This is a genomic window from Nocardiopsis dassonvillei subsp. dassonvillei DSM 43111 (assembly GCF_000092985.1).
GTDB lineage: Bacteria > Actinomycetota > Actinomycetes > Streptosporangiales > Streptosporangiaceae > Nocardiopsis > Nocardiopsis dassonvillei.
On sequence record NC_014210.1, the window covers coordinates 2,612,674 to 2,629,680 of the forward strand.

Annotated in this window: 13 protein-coding genes; 5 read left to right on the forward strand and 8 right to left on the reverse strand. The window is 72.2% G+C overall.

Annotated features, from left to right (window positions below; all coding sequences use genetic code 11):
- The first annotated feature begins 48 nt into the window (after positions 1 to 48).
- On the forward strand, positions 49 to 1,443 hold the full coding sequence (locus tag NDAS_RS10815; RefSeq protein ID WP_013153215.1) for a hypothetical protein: 1,395 nt from the start codon (positions 49 to 51) through the stop codon (positions 1,441 to 1,443).
- Positions 1,444 to 1,474: 31 nt separating this feature from the next.
- On the opposite strand, the gene NDAS_RS10820 is transcribed toward NDAS_RS10815, so the two are convergent.
- Together NDAS_RS10820 and NDAS_RS10825 are read right to left on the reverse strand one after the other, a co-directional pair.
- On the reverse strand, positions 1,475 to 1,996 hold the full coding sequence (locus NDAS_RS10820) for a hypothetical protein (protein ID WP_013153216.1): 522 nt from the start codon (positions 1,994 to 1,996) through the stop codon (positions 1,475 to 1,477).
- Between the two features lie 224 nt (positions 1,997 to 2,220).
- Positions 2,221 to 3,606, reverse strand: coding sequence for an amino acid permease (locus NDAS_RS10825; RefSeq protein ID WP_019607156.1), 1,386 nt, complete (start codon positions 3,604 to 3,606; stop codon positions 2,221 to 2,223).
- Between the two features lie 393 nt (positions 3,607 to 3,999).
- Here NDAS_RS10825 and NDAS_RS10830 point away from each other — a divergent pair, with 393 nt between their 5' ends.
- The 3 genes from NDAS_RS10830 to NDAS_RS10840 all read left to right on the forward strand — a co-directional run bounded on the left by NDAS_RS10830 (position 4,000) and on the right by NDAS_RS10840 (position 6,728).
- The gene (locus NDAS_RS10830) at positions 4,000 to 5,259 is read left to right on the forward strand and encodes a sensor histidine kinase (RefSeq protein WP_041552697.1); all 1,260 of its coding nucleotides are present in this window, start codon (positions 4,000 to 4,002) and stop codon (positions 5,257 to 5,259) included.
- The gene (locus tag NDAS_RS10835; protein WP_013153219.1) at positions 5,256 to 5,912 is read left to right on the forward strand and encodes a response regulator; all 657 of its coding nucleotides are present in this window, start codon (positions 5,256 to 5,258) and stop codon (positions 5,910 to 5,912) included. Before NDAS_RS10830 ends, NDAS_RS10835 begins: the two co-directional genes overlap by 4 nt.
- Positions 5,913 to 6,017: 105 nt before the next feature.
- Complete coding sequence (locus NDAS_RS10840) at positions 6,018 to 6,728, forward strand: class I SAM-dependent methyltransferase (RefSeq protein WP_013153220.1); 711 nt, start codon at positions 6,018 to 6,020, stop codon at positions 6,726 to 6,728.
- A gap of 55 nt (positions 6,729 to 6,783) precedes the next feature.
- On the opposite strand, the gene NDAS_RS10845 is transcribed toward NDAS_RS10840, so the two are convergent.
- From NDAS_RS10845 to NDAS_RS10870, 6 genes are all read right to left on the reverse strand, one after another.
- Positions 6,784 to 7,530 carry an alpha/beta fold hydrolase gene (locus tag NDAS_RS10845; RefSeq protein WP_013153221.1) on the reverse strand — a complete coding sequence of 249 codons (747 nt, stop codon included), beginning with the start codon at positions 7,528 to 7,530 and terminating at the stop codon, positions 6,784 to 6,786.
- A gap of 12 nt (positions 7,531 to 7,542) precedes the next feature.
- A complete protein-coding gene (locus NDAS_RS10850) occupies positions 7,543 to 8,361 on the reverse strand; it encodes an exodeoxyribonuclease III (protein WP_041552699.1) in 819 nt (272 codons plus the stop codon).
- A 25-nt stretch (positions 8,362 to 8,386) separates the two neighbouring features.
- On the reverse strand, positions 8,387 to 9,376 hold the full coding sequence (locus tag NDAS_RS10855) for a tyrosine-type recombinase/integrase (protein ID WP_013153223.1): 990 nt from the start codon (positions 9,374 to 9,376) through the stop codon (positions 8,387 to 8,389).
- Between the two features lie 252 nt (positions 9,377 to 9,628).
- Positions 9,629 to 10,705, reverse strand: coding sequence for an acetate/propionate family kinase (locus NDAS_RS10860; RefSeq protein WP_013153224.1), 1,077 nt, complete (start codon positions 10,703 to 10,705; stop codon positions 9,629 to 9,631).
- Positions 10,705 to 13,053, reverse strand: a complete 2,349-nt coding sequence (locus NDAS_RS10865; protein ID WP_013153225.1) for a phosphoketolase family protein — start codon at positions 13,051 to 13,053, stop codon at positions 10,705 to 10,707. The genes NDAS_RS10860 and NDAS_RS10865 overlap by 1 nt, the downstream gene beginning before the upstream one ends.
- Before the next feature lie 1,141 nt (positions 13,054 to 14,194).
- Complete coding sequence (locus tag NDAS_RS10870; RefSeq protein WP_013153226.1) at positions 14,195 to 15,223, reverse strand: acyltransferase domain-containing protein; 1,029 nt, start codon at positions 15,221 to 15,223, stop codon at positions 14,195 to 14,197.
- A gap of 118 nt (positions 15,224 to 15,341) precedes the next feature.
- Between NDAS_RS10870 and NDAS_RS10875 the strand changes: the two genes are divergently transcribed.
- Positions 15,342 to 16,961 carry an AMP-binding protein gene (locus tag NDAS_RS10875; RefSeq protein ID WP_013153227.1) on the forward strand — a complete coding sequence of 540 codons (1,620 nt, stop codon included), beginning with the start codon at positions 15,342 to 15,344 and terminating at the stop codon, positions 16,959 to 16,961.
- The last annotated feature ends 46 nt before the right edge of the window (positions 16,962 to 17,007 follow it).

The window sequence follows — 17,007 nt, forward strand, 5'->3', positions numbered from 1 at the left end:
TTCCCTGATGAGACATTAGGTTGGTTCCGTGAGAAAGGGGACGGGCCCATGGTCGACGAGTTTCGCGCGGCGTTCCAAGAACTGATCGACGCCTCCGTCGCCACCGACCCCCAACACTTCCCCCCGGCCGTCCACAAGGTCTACGTGCTGGCCTCCCAGATCCCCGCCTCCGAACGCGAACTCGCCCTGGAGGCCCTGGCCCCCCTGCTCTCGGGAGACCACGCCGCCCCCGGCATCATCGCCGACCTGTCCGTGGTCGCCGGAGCCCTAGTCGAGATGGGCACCGACCCCGGCCCCACCGGCATTGAGGTCCTGCGCCGCCTGCGCACCATGGGCCGGGGCGCCATCGTCTTCGTCCGCGCCTGGGAACGCACCGGCAACGACGCCCCGCCCGACCCCGACGCCGTCACCGCCGACGCCGAGGCCCGCGTGAGCTCCGACCTGGGCAACGACGCCCCCGGCGCCACCATGTGCTGGTGGACCATCCGCCGCCACGGCCTGGCCGCCAGGACCATGCTCAGCGAGGCCCCCGTGCGCGCCCACATGCGCCGCGACCCCTCCCTGCACGCCGAACTCCTGGCCATCGCCAACCAGCTCGCCGACCTGCTCACCGAGTTCGTCCAGGTCCGCGACCTGCTGCGCATGGCCGAGGCCACCGGCGCCCTGGTCCTGGACCGCGCCTCCCAGCGCGCCTTCCGCGTCCGCTTCGAGGGCATCGGCGACAACGCCCAGCTGCACACCCTGCTCGCCGACGCCCTCATCGGCCCCCGCCGCCAGGGCCTGCCCGGGGACCCGCCCGACCCGCGCTGGGTCGCCGCCTTCCGCGACAGCGCCCCCGACCCCGCCGCCCAGACCGTGCGCGGCTGGTGGAACCTGGTCGCCCACGACGGCACCTGGGTGTGGAACGAGGGCCTGCCCGCCGAGATCCCCACCCTGGAGGGCGAACACCTGCTGGTCCTGGACGAACAGCCCTACCCCCGCTCCTGGAACGCCGCCCGGCGCCACCCCCAGGTACGCGGCTGGCTGGAGGTGGAGGCCGAACTGCCCCCCGAGGAGGCCGCGCTGTGGTGGAAGCGCGTCGCCCCGGCCGAACCGGCCATCCCCACCACCGACGAGGACCAGCACCCGCCGCTGCCCGAACCGGTCGTACTCGGCACCGAGGAGGCCGAACCCCTCCGGGTCCGCGGCTTCCTGCCCGAGGAACCCCCCGCACCCGAGCCGGCGGCCCCGCCCGAGCCCCAGAGCGCACCCCGCCCCGAACCCGCCCAACCCCCACGCGCCCCGGCCCGGCCCGCTCCCGCCGAACCCTCCGCGCGTCCGCAGCGGCCCGAACCGCCCCGCGCACCCCGGCCTCCCGCCGAACCCACCGGCGGCAACGGCATCCTGCCGCCCCTGCCGCCCGGGGTGTCCAACAGCTCCGGCTGGGGGCCCGCCTGGCGCTGACGGCCCGCGCCGGACCCCGGACGTCCCTGTCTCAGGCCCGGTGCCGGGGGGTGTGGGGCACCGACTCGGCCGCACCGCGCGTGCCCCGGGGGTCCGGCTCGTCCTCGTACAGGCCCTCGAAGTACTCCTCCTCCTCGGTGGGGCCCTCATCATCCTCACGGCGCCAGCGCTGCCCCACGAACACCGGGGCCACCAGCACCACCACCAAGGGCACGAACACCCCCAACGGCAGCAGCACCAGGGCGCCCTCGGTCCCGGGCAGCTGCGGCAACCGCTCCAGCAGGTACATCCGCCACACCGCCAGGCCGCTCAGCGACCCCACCGCCAGCGCCGCGCCCAGCGGCAGCATCGGCGTCAACCGCGGCGGCACCGCCACCATCGCCACCAACAGCCCCATACCCACCAACCCGGCCACCGCCAGGGGCCCCGAACCCTGCAGGGCGCCCAGACCGACCGCGTGCAGACCGCGCAGGTGGGTGAACGCCCACCCCGCCAGCAGGACCAGCAGCGGACCCAGGATCAGACCGGACAGGAAGCCGACGAAGTGTCGCACGGGGGTGCTCCTCTCAGAGGTTGCGCAGCACCTTAGCGACAAAACCCAGAAACGGCATCACATCACCTCAAGACGGGCATCCGTTCCGGGGGAGGGAACCGTATCCACGGCAACGGGGCCCCGCCCCCACCGGGAGCGGAGCCCCGCCAGACCGCCGCGTCGGTCGAAGCCCGGGCCGGAACCGCCACCGCGACCCCCGCCCGACCACCGTTCCCCGAAGCGCGCTAGTCGGCGCCCGGGTGACGGCGCAGCGCCTCCGCGTCGGGCCGGTCGGGCACCGCCAGCACCCGGTCCGTGGGCGGCGTACGCCCCCACCGGCGCCGGAACTCATAGGCCACCAGCGCCACCACCACCGACCCCACCGACGCCAGCAGCGCCTGACGCTGGTCGGGGATGACCACCATCGCCACGAAGATCGTCACCAGACCCCCCAGCACCACCCACGTCAGGTACGGGAACGCCCACATCCGCAGGGTCAGCCGCTGCGGCTCACGCCGACGCACCCGCGCCCCCACCACCAGCTGCGAGGCGCAGATGGTCAGGAACAGCACCAGCAGGATCGCGCCGATGGAGGCCACCAGGAACGGGAACACCCGGTCGGGCCACAGGTAGTCGGCCACCGCCGCCCCGTACCCCACCACGGTGCCGAGCAGGATCGCCCGCACCGGCACACCCCGCCGGTTGGTCCCGCGCAGCACCCGCGGGGCGTCCCCCTGCCGGGTCAGCGTGAACAGCATCCGCGAGGAGGTGTACATCGCCGCGTTCAACACGCTCAGCACCGCGATGAGGACCACGATCTCCATGATCAGCGCCGCCCCGGGCACACCCACGTGCTCCATCACCGCCACGAACGGGCTGCGCCCCGGATCCACGCTGTTCCACGGCAGCACCATCACCACCACCACGATCGAGGCCACATAGAACAGCCCGATCCGCCAGAGCACGTTGGTCACCGCCGAGGCCACACCGCGCTCGGGCTCGGAGCTCTCGCCCGCGGCCACGGTGATGATCTCCACCCCGCCGAAGGCGAACAGCACCACCACCGTGGCGGCCAGCACCGCCACCCACCCGTTGGGCGCCACCCCGCCGTGCTCCCACAGGTTGGCCACACTGGAGCCGTCCGCGCCGCTCCACAGACCCACCGCCCACAGGCCGCCGATCAACAGGAACGCCACGATCGTGGCCACCTTCACCAACGAGAAGAACGACTCGGTCTCGGCGAACACCCGCACCGACACCAGGTTGGCCACCGTCATCGACAACAGCACCAGCAGCGCCAGCGCCCACCCGGGCACCCCCGGCACCCACTGGCCCAGGATCGCCGCACCGGCCACCGACTCCGCGGCCACCAGCACCGCGTACATCCACCAGTACACCCACCCGATGGTGAAACCGGCACGGGGACCGAAGGCCAGGCGGGCGTAGTCGGAGAAGGAGCCCCCGGCCGGGACCGCCACCACCATCTCACCCAGGGCGCGCAGGGTGAAGAACACCAGCGCCCCCGCCAGGACGTAGGAGAGCACCGCCGCCGGGCCCGCCATCTGGATGACCGACCCGGAGCCGATGAAGAGCCCGGCGCCCACCGAACCGCCGATCGCGATCAGCGCCATGTGGCGGCGCCGGAGCGAGTGGGCCAGTCCGGCACCGGGGGTCTGCGTTTGGTTGGCCGCGCTCGGGGGCGGCGTCGCACTGCTTGTCACCTGGCCAACCTTAGGCAGCATCCCACCCCCTGGACAGGACCGGCCCCTCAAAAAACAGCGGATGACCCCATCATGTGCCATATGCAACAGTCACCGACGGGCCCTCACCTCCCGCGAAACGCCCACCGCACCCAACCCGGGCCCCGCTCACCCCGCACGCGGGGGACACACGGGGGAGGGGCGCCCGTCAACACCACACCGGGCGACGCCCGGGCCGCGAACACACCCCACCCCCGAACACACCCCCAGCCTCACCCCGCCGGGGGAGGCGCCACCGCCCCCGCCTGTGCCACGATCACCCACGTGCGCCACCTCACCCCGCTCCTGCGCCCGCTCACCAGCGCCCACACCTACCGGCGCTGGGCCTACCTCGTCATCGGCGGCGCGCTCCTGATGCCCTACGCCATGGCCGCCCTCGTCCTGGCGACCCTCGTCAACCCCACCCCCGCACCCGCCGCCTTCGCCCTGACCCTCACCGCGGCCCTGGCCGCCGTCGCCGCCACCGCCTACCTGCCCGGCACCCGCAGCGCCCAGACCCACCTGGCCCGCGCCCTGCTCCGCGGCCCCCTCACCTCCACACCCCGCCCCAACCCCACCTGGCGCAGCAACGCCCGCACCAGCCTGTGGCTGTGCCTGCACATGCTCACCGGCATGGCCGTGTGCCTGCTCACCATGGTCGCCCTGACCGAGGCCGCCCTCCTGGCCGTCGCACCCCTGACCCGCGACGTCGCCACCATCGCCCAGGGCCCCCTGACCTTCATGGGCCAGACCGCCCTGACCCCCGCCCAGCGCGCCCTGGGCCCCCTCATCGGCCTCGCCCTGCTCGCCGCCCTGGTCTACACCACCGCCCTGGTCGGCCACCTGCTCACCCTGGCCGCACCCCGCCTGCTGGGCCCCTCACCCACCGAACGCCTGGCCGCCGCCCAGGCCCACGCCCACACCCTCGCCGAACGCAACCGTCTGGCCCGCGAACTCCACGACTCCCTGGGCCACGCCCTGTCCGTGGTCACCCTCCAAGCCGCCACCGCCGCCCGCCTGCTCGACACCGACCCCGACTTCGCCCGACAGGCCCTCACCCACATCGCCGACCAGGCCCGCACCGCCACCGCCGACCTCGACCACGCACTGGGCATCCTGCGCGAGAACACCCCCACCCCACGCACCACACCCCCTGACCTGGCCCACCTGCCCCACCTGGCCCGCGCCACCCAACACACCGGCACCGACCTGACCCTGCACCTGAACGGCGACCCCGCACACGTCCCCGCCCTGCTCTCCCGCGAGACCTACCGCATCAGCCAAGAAGCCCTCACCAACGCCCTGCGCCACGCCCCCGGCCAACCCCTCACCCTCACCCTGGACATCACCCCCACCGCCCTGACCCTGACCCTCACCAACCCCCTCCCGCCCACCCGCGCCCACCGCACCCCGCGAGGGCGCGGCCACCACGGCATCACCGGCATGCGCGAACGAGCCCACCTGCTCGGCGGCACGCTCACCGCCGGCCCCCACCACGGCACCTGGCGCCTGACCTGCCGCCTGACCTGGAAAGAACAACCGTGATCGCCATCAACCTCGTCGACGACGAAGCCCTCATCCGCGCCGGACTGGCCGCCCTCATCAACGCCGAGGACGACATGCGGGTCACCGGCCAGGCCGACGACGGCGCCGACGTACCCGACCTGGTCCGACGCACCCGACCCGACCTGGTCCTGATGGACGTGCGCATGCCCCGCCTGGACGGCATCCAGGCCACCCGCACCCTGCACACCACCCTGACCCACCCGCCCCGCGTCATCGTCCTCACCACCTTCGACAACGACGACTACGTCTGGGGCGCCCTACGCGCGGGCGCCCACGGATTCCTCCTCAAACGCACCCCGCCCGAGGACATCCTGGCCGCCATCCGCCTCGCCCACCGCGGCGACACCCTGCTCTTTCCCACCGCCCTGCGCCACCTGGCCGCCACCCAACCCGCCGCCCCCACACCCGCCGCCCGCGCCGTGGCCACCCTCACCCAGCGCGAGTCCCAGACCCTCACCCTCATGGCCCAGGGGCTCACCAACGCCGAGATCGCCGACCGCCTCTTCCTGGGCACCGAGACCGTCAAGACCCACGTCTCCCACATCCTCACCAAGCTCGGCGTCCGCGACCGCACCCAGGCCGTGATAGCCGCCTACGACTCCGGCCTCATCCGCCCCAACACCGGCCGCTGAGCCCTCCCGCGCACAACGACACACCCACCCCCAGATGAACACACGGCGACAACACTGCTACTTTCAGCAACCACACCGTGTCCATGCCGCACCCGGGGAAACCACATGCCCACCACCATCGACCTCGACCACATCCGCCACCTCTACCGCACCCACCGCGACGACCTGGCCCGCGTCCGCGACCAGATGCGCCACCACCACACCGCCAACCCCCACCTGCGCCCCTGCACCGACGACATCGAAGCCGAGATCACCTACCTGCTCCTGCGCGAGAACGCCCCCGCCCACACCGTCCAGATCGGCACCGACCACGGCTGGTCCACCACCTGGATCCTGTCCGCCCTACGCGACAACGGCACCGGCCACCTGCACTCCTTCGACACCCGCGACCACGCACCCCGCCACGTCCCCACCGACCTGGCCCGCACCCGCTGGACCTTCACCCACGGCGACATCCGCACCAGCACCGCCCACCTGCCCCCGCGCACCGACCACCTGCACATCAACGCCACCCACCAGGGCTGGTTCGCCCGCTGGTACCTGCACCACCTGCTGCCCACCCTGCCCCCGCACACCACCGTCACCGTCCACGACGTCTTCCGCCACCACTCCACCCCGCCCTTCACCGAAGGCGCCCACGTCATGGCCTGGCTCACCACCCACACCACCGGCTTCTTCACCGCCTCCGCCGCCCGCGCACCCCACACCCACCGCGCCCTACGCGAACTCAAGGAAGAACTCGGCCTGACCACACCCCTGCACCCCGGCCACCACAACCCCGCCATCTACTTCCGCCTGCCCGCACCCACCCCCTGACACGCGAAGGGGGGCGAAGGCACACCAACCCCCGCCCCCCGCGGCCGCAGCGGCCTCAGCCCTCCCCGGCCTCCACCGCACGCCGCACACGCTCACGCCCCGACACCACATCAGCCGCGTCCGCGACGATCCGCGAAAAATTCACCGGCTGATCCAGACTCACCATGTGCCCCGCCCGCGGCACGTTCACCAACCGACCATCCACACACGAGTCGAAGAAACGCTTCTCATGGATCCGGAAGTGGTCCCGCGCCCCGTTGATCAACCACACCGGCCCCTCATACGACGCCAACGCCGCCAACACGTCCATCTCCGAGACCGCGTCGATCACCGCCGTGGCCGCCTCCACCGCCAAACCACCCCCCAACACCGCGTCCGCCGCACCATCACGCAACGTCAACCGGTGGAACCGCTCGTTGACCGCCGCACCCTTGTCCGGCAACCGATCCATCAACACCGCCGGGATCCGGTACACCTGCGCCAACAACTGCGCGGGCTTGGCCGTACACCCGGCCGCCACCAACCCCGCCACCTTCCCCGGAGCGGCGGCCGCCGTCGCGATCGAGACGAACCCGCCCAGGCTCAACCCCACCACCAGCGCCCGGCCGCCCACACTGTCGACCGCCGTCAACACCGCGTCCACCGCACGCCCCAGCGAGAACTCCTCACCCCGCCGCGACCCGTGCCCAGGAAGATCGGGGACCACCACCGTGCGCCCCTCGCTCTCCAACAACTCCACCTGCGGGCGCCACATAGTCCCCGACACCCGCAACCCGTGCACCAGAACGATCGGCACACCCATGACCGCCTCCTCCTACCGCACCCGGTAGCGCACCGTCACCGGAGCGTGATCCGACCAACGACCCGCATGCTCGGACGCACGCTCCACCCGCGCGTCCACCGCACACCCCGCCAACCCCGGCGTGGCCACCTGAAGATCAATCCGCCACCCCGCGTCGTTGTCGAAGGCACGACCACGGTAGGACCACCACGTGTAGGGCCCCTCCTGGTCCGGATGCAACGACCGCACCACGTCCACGAACCCCGCCTCATCCAGAACCCGCGACAACCACTCCCGCTCCTCGGGCAGGAACCCCGCGTTCTTACGGTTGGCCCGCCAGTTCTTCAGATCCACCTCGGCATGGGCGATGTTCCAGTCCCCGCACACCACCAGCTCACGACCGCGCTCCTCCACCTCGGCCCGCCGCTTGACCAGATACGGCAGGAACGCCTCCATGAAACGCTCCTTCTCCTCCTGGCGCTCGGTGCCCACCTCACCCGAGGGCAGGTACAGGCTCGCCACCGTCACCCCACCCAGGTCCACCTCCACATACCGGCCCGCGTCCTCGAACTCGGCATGCCCGAACCCCACCCGCACCTCGTCGGGCTCACGCCGCGAGTACACCGCGACCCCCGCACGCCCCCGCGCCGCGGCCGGAGCCAACACCACGTGCCACCCCTCAGGCGCCACCACACCCGCCGGCAACTGCTCGGCCTCGGCCCGCGTCTCCTGAAGGCACACCACATCGGCGTCCGTGCCCGCCAACCACCCCACGAACCCCGGATCCTTCTTCGCCGCGGCCCGCAACCCGTTCACGTTCACCGATGACACAGTCAAATAAGTCGTATCCACAGGCAAAGCCTAGCCACACCCCGACTCAGCCGCCCCCGCCCTCGGCCACCAGACGCCGCAGCACCCCGTACGTACGGTTCGACGACGCCGCCTCCCGCTGCGCCCGCGCCGTCACCTCGATGTAGGCCTGCGACGACGCCACCGACGCGTGCCCCAGCAGATGCATGATCTCCGACACCGACGCCCCGTCCTCCGCCAACCGCGTCGCGAAGGTGTGCCGCAACGCGTGCACCAGCGTCCCCCGCGCCACCCGGTCGTGCACACCCGCGTGCTTGTAACACTGCTGCACCAGATACTGCAGCCCGCCCCGGCGCAACCCCTCACCCCGGTTGTCCACCAACAACGGATCCGACCCCCGCACCACCCCGAACCGCTCACGCCGCGAGACCAGATAGGCCTCCAACAACGCCTCCAACGGCACCTCGATCGGCAGGACCCGCTCACCCCCGCCCTTGCCCACCACCCGGATACGGCGCTCACCCGAACGCCCGCCCACCGACTCCACCCGCAGCGACAACATCTCCGCCGACCGCATCCCCGTCAGCAGCGCCAACGCCAACACCGCCAGGTCCCGCTCCGGCCACGGATCACGCGCCTTGCGCGCACCCCGCGCCAACGCCTCCAACAACCGCTCCGGCGTGTCCTCGCCCATCAACGGCTTGGGCCCCGAAGGGCGCACCCGCGGCCGCGGCACCGCCGACATCGGATTTCCCGCCACCACCCCCTCCGACACCCAGAACCCGAAGAACCCGTTCCACGTCGACCACGCCCGCACCACGCTGGAGGCCGCCCGCTCCCCGGCGAACTCCGCGAACGCCGCCCGCAGCACCCCCGCCTCCAGGTCCTGCCACTCCACCTGCTCAGGCTCCACACCCATCACCTGCGCCACACACCCCAACACCCCGCGCAGATCACGCCGGTAAGCGGCCACCGTATGCGGGGAGGGCTTGGCCGCCCGACGCGCCACCAGGTACTGCTCCACAGCCTCGGCCACAGGCCCCGTCTGAGCACTCATACCCCCAGCATCCCCGATTCCGCGGGCGCTTCCACCGCCCGCCTCCACCGGGTGCCGAACACGTCCGAACCCGTCGGACACCCGGCAGCGGGGGAGAGGACACCACGACGCACCCGGGAACCGCACGGCAGCGAGGAAGAGGAGGAGGCACCCGACCACGACGGCACGGCGACACCCCGCACCCACCAGGAACCCCGGAAGCGAAACCGCGCGAAGAACCCAGACAAGGCACAGAAACCGGGGGAGAGGCACTCACCCCCCGCCCAGCACCCGCCGCACCCCCGCCGCGATCTCCACGTCCTCACGCGAGGGCACCACCAACGTGCGCACCCGCGCACCCACACCCGTCACCTCCGCCTCACCCTCCACAGCCGCATTCACCGCACCATCCACACCCACACCCAAGAAACCCAGCCCCCGCGCCACACGCTCACGCACCGGAGCCGCCGCCTCGCCCACACCACCGGTGAACACCAACGTGTCCACCCCGCCCAGCGCCGCCGCCATCGACGCCACACCCGCACACAACCGGTGCACGTACACCCCCAGCGCCAACCGCGCCCGCGCGTCGTCGCGCTCCAACACCTCACGCATGTCCTCGGTCCCCGCAAGCCCCAACAACCCCGACTCGCGCTCCAACCCCCGCTGGACCTCCTCCACCGACAACCCGCCATGGCGCACCAACCACACCACCAACCCCGGATCCACACTCCCCGAACGCGTGGCCATCACCACCCCCTCCAACGGGGTGAACCCCATCGTGGTGTCCACACACCGGCCGCCCGCCACCGCCGCCAACGACGCACCCGACCCCAGATGCGCGCTCACCACACGCTCACCACCGGTCAACTCCGCCGCCCGCCGCGACACATAGGCGTGCGAGAGCCCGTGGAACCCGTACCGGCGCACCCCCCACTCCCGTCGCCACCGCTCGGGCACCGCGTACGTCGACGCCACCTCCGGCAGACCGGAGTGGAAGGCGGTGTCGAAACACGCCACCGCCGCACACCCCGGCAACACCCGCCCCACCGCCTCGATCGCCTCCAACGCCTTGGGCTGGTGCAGCGGCGCCAACGAACCCCACGCCCGCAACCGCTCCACCACCGAGGCGTCCAACCGCACCGGATCGACGAACTCACCGCCCCCGTGCACCACACGGTGACCCACCGCGTCCACCTCGGGCACACCCTCCAGCGCCCGGCTCAGTTCCCGCGGGTCCCAGTGCCCCCCACGCGCCGCGAGCGACTCCGAGGCCAGCACCGCGCCGTCACCGTCCACCACCCCCAGCTTCAGGCTGGAGGACCCCGCGTTGACCACCAGAACACGCATCAGTACCGCCACACCCACTCACGGATCTCCGCCGGATCCTCACCGAACTCCCGGGTGTGGGCGCGGTGCCGCAACCGCTCGTCCACCATCCGCTGACGCACCTGGGCCGACCGCTGGCCCAGTCCCGGAACCCGGTCGATCACGTCCATGACCAGATGGAACCGGTCCAGGTCGTTGAGCATCACCATGTCGAACGGTGTGGTCGTCGTGCCCCGCTCCCGGTATCCGCGCACGTGCAGGTTCGCGTGGCCCGCCCTGCGGTAGGTCAACCGGTGCACCAGCCACGGATACCCGTGGAAGGCGAAAACCACCGGCTTGTCCGTGGTGAACAGGGCGTCGTACTCGGCGTCGGGCAACCCGTGCGGGTGATCGCTGTCGGGCAGCAACCGCATCAGGTCCACCACGTTGACCACCCGTACCCGCACCCCCGGCAACCAGCGGCGCACCAGGTCCGCGGCCGCCAAAACCTCCAACGTGGGCACGTCACCCGCACAGGCCAGAACCACGTCCGGATCCGCCCCACCGTCGGTACTGGCCCACTCCCAGATCCCGATCCCGCGCGCGCAGTGCGCCACCGCCTCCTCCATCGACAGGTACCCCAGCCCCGGTTGCTTGCCCGCCACCACCACGTTCACGTAGTCGCTGGAGCGCAGGCAGTGGTCGGCCACCGACAACAGCGTGTTGGCGTCCGGCGGCAGGTACACGCGCACCACCTCCGCGGGCTTGTTGAGCACCACGTCCAGGAACCCCGGATCCTGGTGGGTGAACCCGTTGTGGTCCTGACGCCACACGTGCGAGGTCAACAGGTAGTTCAACGACGAGATCGGCCGCCGCCACGGCAGATCCCGGGACACCTTCAACCACTTCGCGTGCTGGTTGAACATCGAGTCCACGATGTGCACGAACGCCTCGTAACAGCCGAACAGCCCGTGCCGCCCGGTCAACAGGTACCCTTCCAACCACCCCTGGCACAGGTGCTCGCTGAGCACCTCCATCACCCGGCCGCCGGGCCCCAGGTGCTCATCGGTCGCCAGCCGCTCGGCCTGCCACTCCTTGTCCGAGGCCTCGAACACCGCGTCCAACCGGTTGGAGGCCGTCTCGTCAGGCCCCATCAACCGGAACGTGCGCGGATTGGACCGGATCACGTCCCGCAGGAAACGGCCCAGCACCCGAGTCGCCTCACCGGTCTGCGTCCCGTTCCGGCCCACGTCCACCGCGTACCCGCGAAAGTCCGGCAGCACCAGCTCCCGACGCAGCACCCCGCCGTTGGCGTGCGGACTCGCACTCATCCGCCGTTCGCCCTCCGGGGCCTGCGCGCGCACCTCGGCCACCGGGGCACCCGACTCCTCGAACAACTCCTCGGGCCGGTAGGAGCGCATCCACTCCTCCAACTGCCTCAGGTGCCCCTCGTCCGAACGCACCTGGCCCAACGGCACCTGGTGGGAACGCCACGTCCCCTCCACCGGCACACCGTCCACCTCCGCCGGCCCCGTCCACCCCTTGGGCGAACGCAGGATCACCACCGGCCACACCGCGCGCCCGCGCACACCCGACACCCGCGCCCGGTGCTGGATCCGCGCGATCTCCTCCAGAGCCTCGTCCACCGCCTCGGCCATCCGCCTGTGCATGTACTCCGGATCCTCACCGCTGACCAGCAGCGGCCGGTACCCCAGCCCCTCGAAGTAGGACAGCAGTTCCCGCTCGGGGATCCGCGCCAGCACCGTGGGATTGGCGATCTTGTACCCGTTCAGGTGCAGGATCGGCAGCACCGCGCCGTCGTGCACCGGGTCCAGGAACGCGTTGCCGCGCCAACTGCCCGCCAGGGGGCCCGTCTCGGCCTCCCCGTCGCCCACCACGCACGCCACCACCAGGTCGGGGTTGTCGAAGGCCGCGCCCTGGGCGTGCGCCAGCGAGTACCCCAGCTCCCCGCCCTCGTGGATCGACCCCGGCGTCTCGGGCGCCACGTGGCTGGGCACCCCGCCGGGGAAGGAGAACTGCCGGAACAGCCGCCGCATCCCCTCCACGTCCTGGTTCACGTGCCGGTACACCTCGCTGTAGGTGCCCTCCAGCCAGGCGTTGGCCACCGCGGCCGGACCGCCGTGCCCCGGCCCCATCACGTACATCATCTCCAGGTCCCGATCACGGATCGCCCGGTTCAGGTGCGCGTAGCAGAAGTTCAGCCCCGGGGTGGTGCCCCAGTGCCCCAGCAGGCGCGGCTTGATGTGCTCGGGCCGCAGTTCCTCACGCAGCAACGGGTTGTCCAGCAGGTAGATCTGCCCGACCGACAGGTAGTTCGCGGCCCGCCAGTAGGCGTCCACGCCTCGTAGTTCGTCCTCTTGCAGGGCCATGCCTCGTCCTCCCGGGAGGGTGCCTTCGTGCGCGGAGGGGGAGCGGCGGGCCGGTGGACCGGGGGAGTCCGCACCCGATCCGACTACGGTAACCCTGTGTGATCGTCAGATCACGGGCGACGTGCCGCGGGGTCGTCCGGCCCGGGCGGGGAACCGTTGTTCGCCGCGCCGCCCTCCTGCCCGGGGCGGGGGAGGGGAAACGCGGGGAGCCGCTTCGCGTGCGACGCCGGACCCGAAGGTTCGGGCGGGGGAGGAGGGGAGCGGGCGGGGCGGGGTGGGCGCACACGGGCGAAGGAGCCCGGCGGGGCACGGGGTCGAGCGCGAAGGGAGGGGCGGCGGTCACCGGTGAGCGACTCGGCGGCCAGCCAACCGCCACGAAACTTCGCATAGAAGTACAAAACCCTACAAAATCATGCATAACACGGTTTATGCATGAAACATGGAGGAATCGGGAGAGGGGCGCGTTCGCAGGGGACACCCCGCCGCCCACCAGCGCCTTCTCCCTGGAGCCGACCCGCCGCACCGGGACCTCGCGCCCCGCCTGGACGACCACTGCGGGGGAAGACACCCGGGTCGCGGGCTGCCGCACGACGCCCGACATCGGGGCGAACGCGGCCCCCGGGGCGCCCACGCTGAGGCACCCGGCGCCGAGGTCGGCCTGGACACTCCGAAGGGATGGGTCGGTCTCCGCGCACCGGAGCGGGCGACAGGCCAGGTCGCAGCCGCGCCGAGGACGGCCAGCCAATCGCTCCCGTGCGCCAGCCTCCAGGGCCGGGACGCGGCCGCCATGGACTCCGGATACGCAGCGGCTCCGGGCTCCAGACATCCGACCGGGCCCGCAACGGTCACCCGACGCCCGTGCGCGCGCACACGTCCCGCAGAGCAGCGAACCCCTTCCCCGCAGGCACTCCCATATCGCCGATAATGCACATTATGTAAAGTAGAGCCGGAACAGCCCCTCTCCCGTCCACGCCCTCACGCCCCACAGGCCTGAACGGCTCCCCGCAACCGGACGAAGACCTCAACCTCCGCCCCGGCCCAGCCGCGCCCGACGAACCCCTCCCGCCGCCCCGCACCCCCGGCGACCGCCTTCCCCGGGACCCGCGGCGGTCGCGGGTCCCGGGGAACGCACACACGGTCCCTATCCGGGCAGCCGCAACCACCCCGTGCGCACCTGCCACGCACCCCCCGACTCCAACCGCTCCACCACCGCACGCTCCAACCGCGTACGCCGACCGGCCGCGGCCACGTCCACCACCGGCATCCCGAACACGAACCGGAACACGTCCGACTCCCCCGGCTGCCCGCGCCCCACCAGCGTGAACCGCCGCTGGAACCCCACGATGTTGGAGCCCTCCCCCAACACCTCCTCCCACTGCGGGTCCAGCAACCACGACGTACACGTGGCCACCACCGGATCGAACCCCAGGTGCGCCCGCGCGAACCCCCGCGCCCGCCCCAGCGCGTCGTCCACCGACGCCGGGTCCAGGCCCCCCGAAGGAATGTGCAACCGCAGCGCCAAGTCCCCGCGACCCATCCCCGGGCCCAGCCGCGCCGCCTCCTCCCGGGCGTACCACTCCACACCGCCCTGGTCAGTCAGCACCCCCGGCTCCAGCTGCAACCCGCCCACCCAGTACAGGCGCCCCCGGAACTGCGCCGCCACCCACGCCGCCGTCTCCACGCCCAACCGGCCGAACATCCGCCGCGACCGCGCCACCTGCACGCCCACGTCGGCCAGCGTCGCCGCCGTCACCGCCGGATCCACGCCCAGCTTCGCGTGCGCCTCGAACTGCGCGGGCACCCGCGCCGCGAACGCCCACAGCGACGCCGCGCGCACCCGCGCGTCCTCGGCCTCCACCAACGACGGCCAGTCCCGCCACTCCCCCAGGGCCAGGTCCGCGTCCGCACACAGACGCCGGTACATGCACCCCACCAGGTACCACAGCTCCGGCGGCCACTCCCCCGACGCCGAACCCGAACCCGGCCAGAGCGCCGCCACCTCGGCCCGGTCCACCGCCTCCAGCGCGAACAGGTCCAACACCCGCTCCGCCTCAGCACCCACCGGAACCTCCAGAGCCCTCACCGGCTCCGGCAGCCGCTCCGCCTCCTCCAGCCACAGGCGCACATCCGCACCCAGACCGAAACGTTCCACCACCGCGACGCTATCCATCCCCACATCATGTCCCAGCGCCCACGCGACGCGCGAGTGAGGCCAGGCTCACAGGTGGGCATAGTGTTGACGTAACCCGCGAAAGCCCCACACCAACCGAAAAAGAGGACCGCCACCGATGCCCGTGCCCGACCCGGAGCACCACGTCCGCGACTGGCTCGCCACTTACGACACACCCACCACATCGGTGGCCCACCTCCTCTGCGACCGCCACGACCCCCACGCCACCGCCACCACCGAGATCGGCCCCACCCTGGAGGCCACCACCCTCACCTTCGGCGAACTCGCCCGGCGCTCCCGCGACCTGGCCACCGGTCTGGCCGACCTGGGCATCACCAGCGGGGACCGCGTCGCCACCCTCATCCCCAAGGGCGTGGACCTGACCGTCACCGCCCTGGCCGTGTGGCGTCTGGGCGCCGTCCTGGTCCCCCTGCTCTCCTCCTTCGCCCCCTCGGCCATCAACGAGCGCCTCACCGACTCCGGCGCCCGCCTGGTGGTGTGCGACGCCGAGTACCGCGCCAAGCTCGTCCCCGGCGCCGACCGCCCCTGGCACATCGCCACCACCGCCGCCGAGCCCGCCCACGAGGGCGACCACACCCTCACCGGCCTGGCCGCCCGCGCAGCCGCGGCGCCGTCCGTCCCCGACGCCGCCGTGGGCGGGGACGGCCCGCTGGCCGTCGTCTACGTCTCCGGGGTCATCGGCCCGCCCCGGGGCGTGCGGGTGCCCGTGCGCGCCCTGGCCGCCATGCACGCCTACCACCACTACGGCCTGGGCGTGCACGACGACGACGTCTACTGGAACACCGCCGACCCCGGCGCGGCCTACGGCCTCTACCACGGGCTCATCTCGCCGCTGCTGGCCGGGCACAACTCCCTGGCGCTGCGGGCCGGGTTCTTCGACCCGGAGCTGACCCTGGACGTGCTGGGCGTGCACGGCGTCACCAACCTGGCGGCCGATCCCACCACCTACCGCACGCTGCGCGCGGCCACCAAGACCCTGCCGCCCGAGGTGATGGTGCAGAGCCTGGCCAGTGCGGGCGAGCCGCTGGCCCCCGACGTCATCGACTGGGTCACCGACGTGTTCGGCGTCCCGGTGCGCGACCACTACGGGCAGACCGAGCTGGGCTGGTGTGTGGGCGTGCCCAACGGCGACACCGGTCAGGGGCCGGCCGATCCGCCGCCGGGGGCGATCGGTCCCGCGCTGCCGGGCTGGCGGGTGCAGATCCTGGAGGCGATCTCCGACGACCCCGCTCCCCTGGGCGCCTACGGGCGTGTGGCGGTGGACCTGGAGCGCAGTCCGCTGGCCTGGTTCGAGGGCTACGTCGGTCAGGAGGGGGCCTCGCAGGTCAGGTTCACCCCCGACCGCGCCTACTACCTGACCGGGGACACCGGTATCCAGGACCGGCAGGGGTCGTTGTTCTTCTCCACCCGTGACGACGGCGCCATCTTGACCTACGGGTACCGGATCGGTCCGAGTGAGGTGGAGTCGGTGCTCAACGCCCACCCGGCGGTGGAGGAGTGCGGGGTGTACTCGATCCCCGACGAGCTCGCCGGGCAGGTGATCGGTGCGCGGGTGGTTCTGGGCGCCGGTCACGAGGCCACTCCGGAGCTGGCCGAGGAGCTCAAGGGGTGGGTGGGCGAGCGGTTCGCCGCGCACGCCGCGCCGCGGGTGGTGGACTTCGTGGAGGAGCTGCCTCGTACGGCCTCGGGCAAGATGCGCCGGGCGCGCCTGCGCTGAGGGTCCGCCCCTGCCCCGCCCGGCGGTCCGGGGCGGGTGGGCGCGG

Coding starts and splice junctions, on each gene's coding strand:
- NDAS_RS10815 (WP_013153215.1), top strand. CDS start 49: ATGGTCGACGAGTTTCGCGCGGCGTTCCAAGAACTGATCGACGCCTCC.
- NDAS_RS10825 (WP_019607156.1), bottom strand. CDS start 3,606: ATGGCGCTGATCGCGATCGGCGGTTCGGTGGGCGCCGGGCTCTTCATC.
- NDAS_RS10840 (WP_013153220.1), top strand. CDS start 6,018: ATGCCCACCACCATCGACCTCGACCACATCCGCCACCTCTACCGCACC.
- NDAS_RS10845 (WP_013153221.1), bottom strand. CDS start 7,530: ATGGGTGTGCCGATCGTTCTGGTGCACGGGTTGCGGGTGTCGGGGACT.
- NDAS_RS10855 (WP_013153223.1), bottom strand. CDS start 9,376: ATGAGTGCTCAGACGGGGCCTGTGGCCGAGGCTGTGGAGCAGTACCTG.
- NDAS_RS10860 (WP_013153224.1), bottom strand. CDS start 10,705: ATGCGTGTTCTGGTGGTCAACGCGGGGTCCTCCAGCCTGAAGCTGGGG.
- NDAS_RS10865 (WP_013153225.1), bottom strand. CDS start 13,053: ATGGCCCTGCAAGAGGACGAACTACGAGGCGTGGACGCCTACTGGCGG.
- NDAS_RS10870 (WP_013153226.1), bottom strand. CDS start 15,223: ATGGATAGCGTCGCGGTGGTGGAACGTTTCGGTCTGGGTGCGGATGTG.
- NDAS_RS10875 (WP_013153227.1), top strand. CDS start 15,342: ATGCCCGTGCCCGACCCGGAGCACCACGTCCGCGACTGGCTCGCCACT.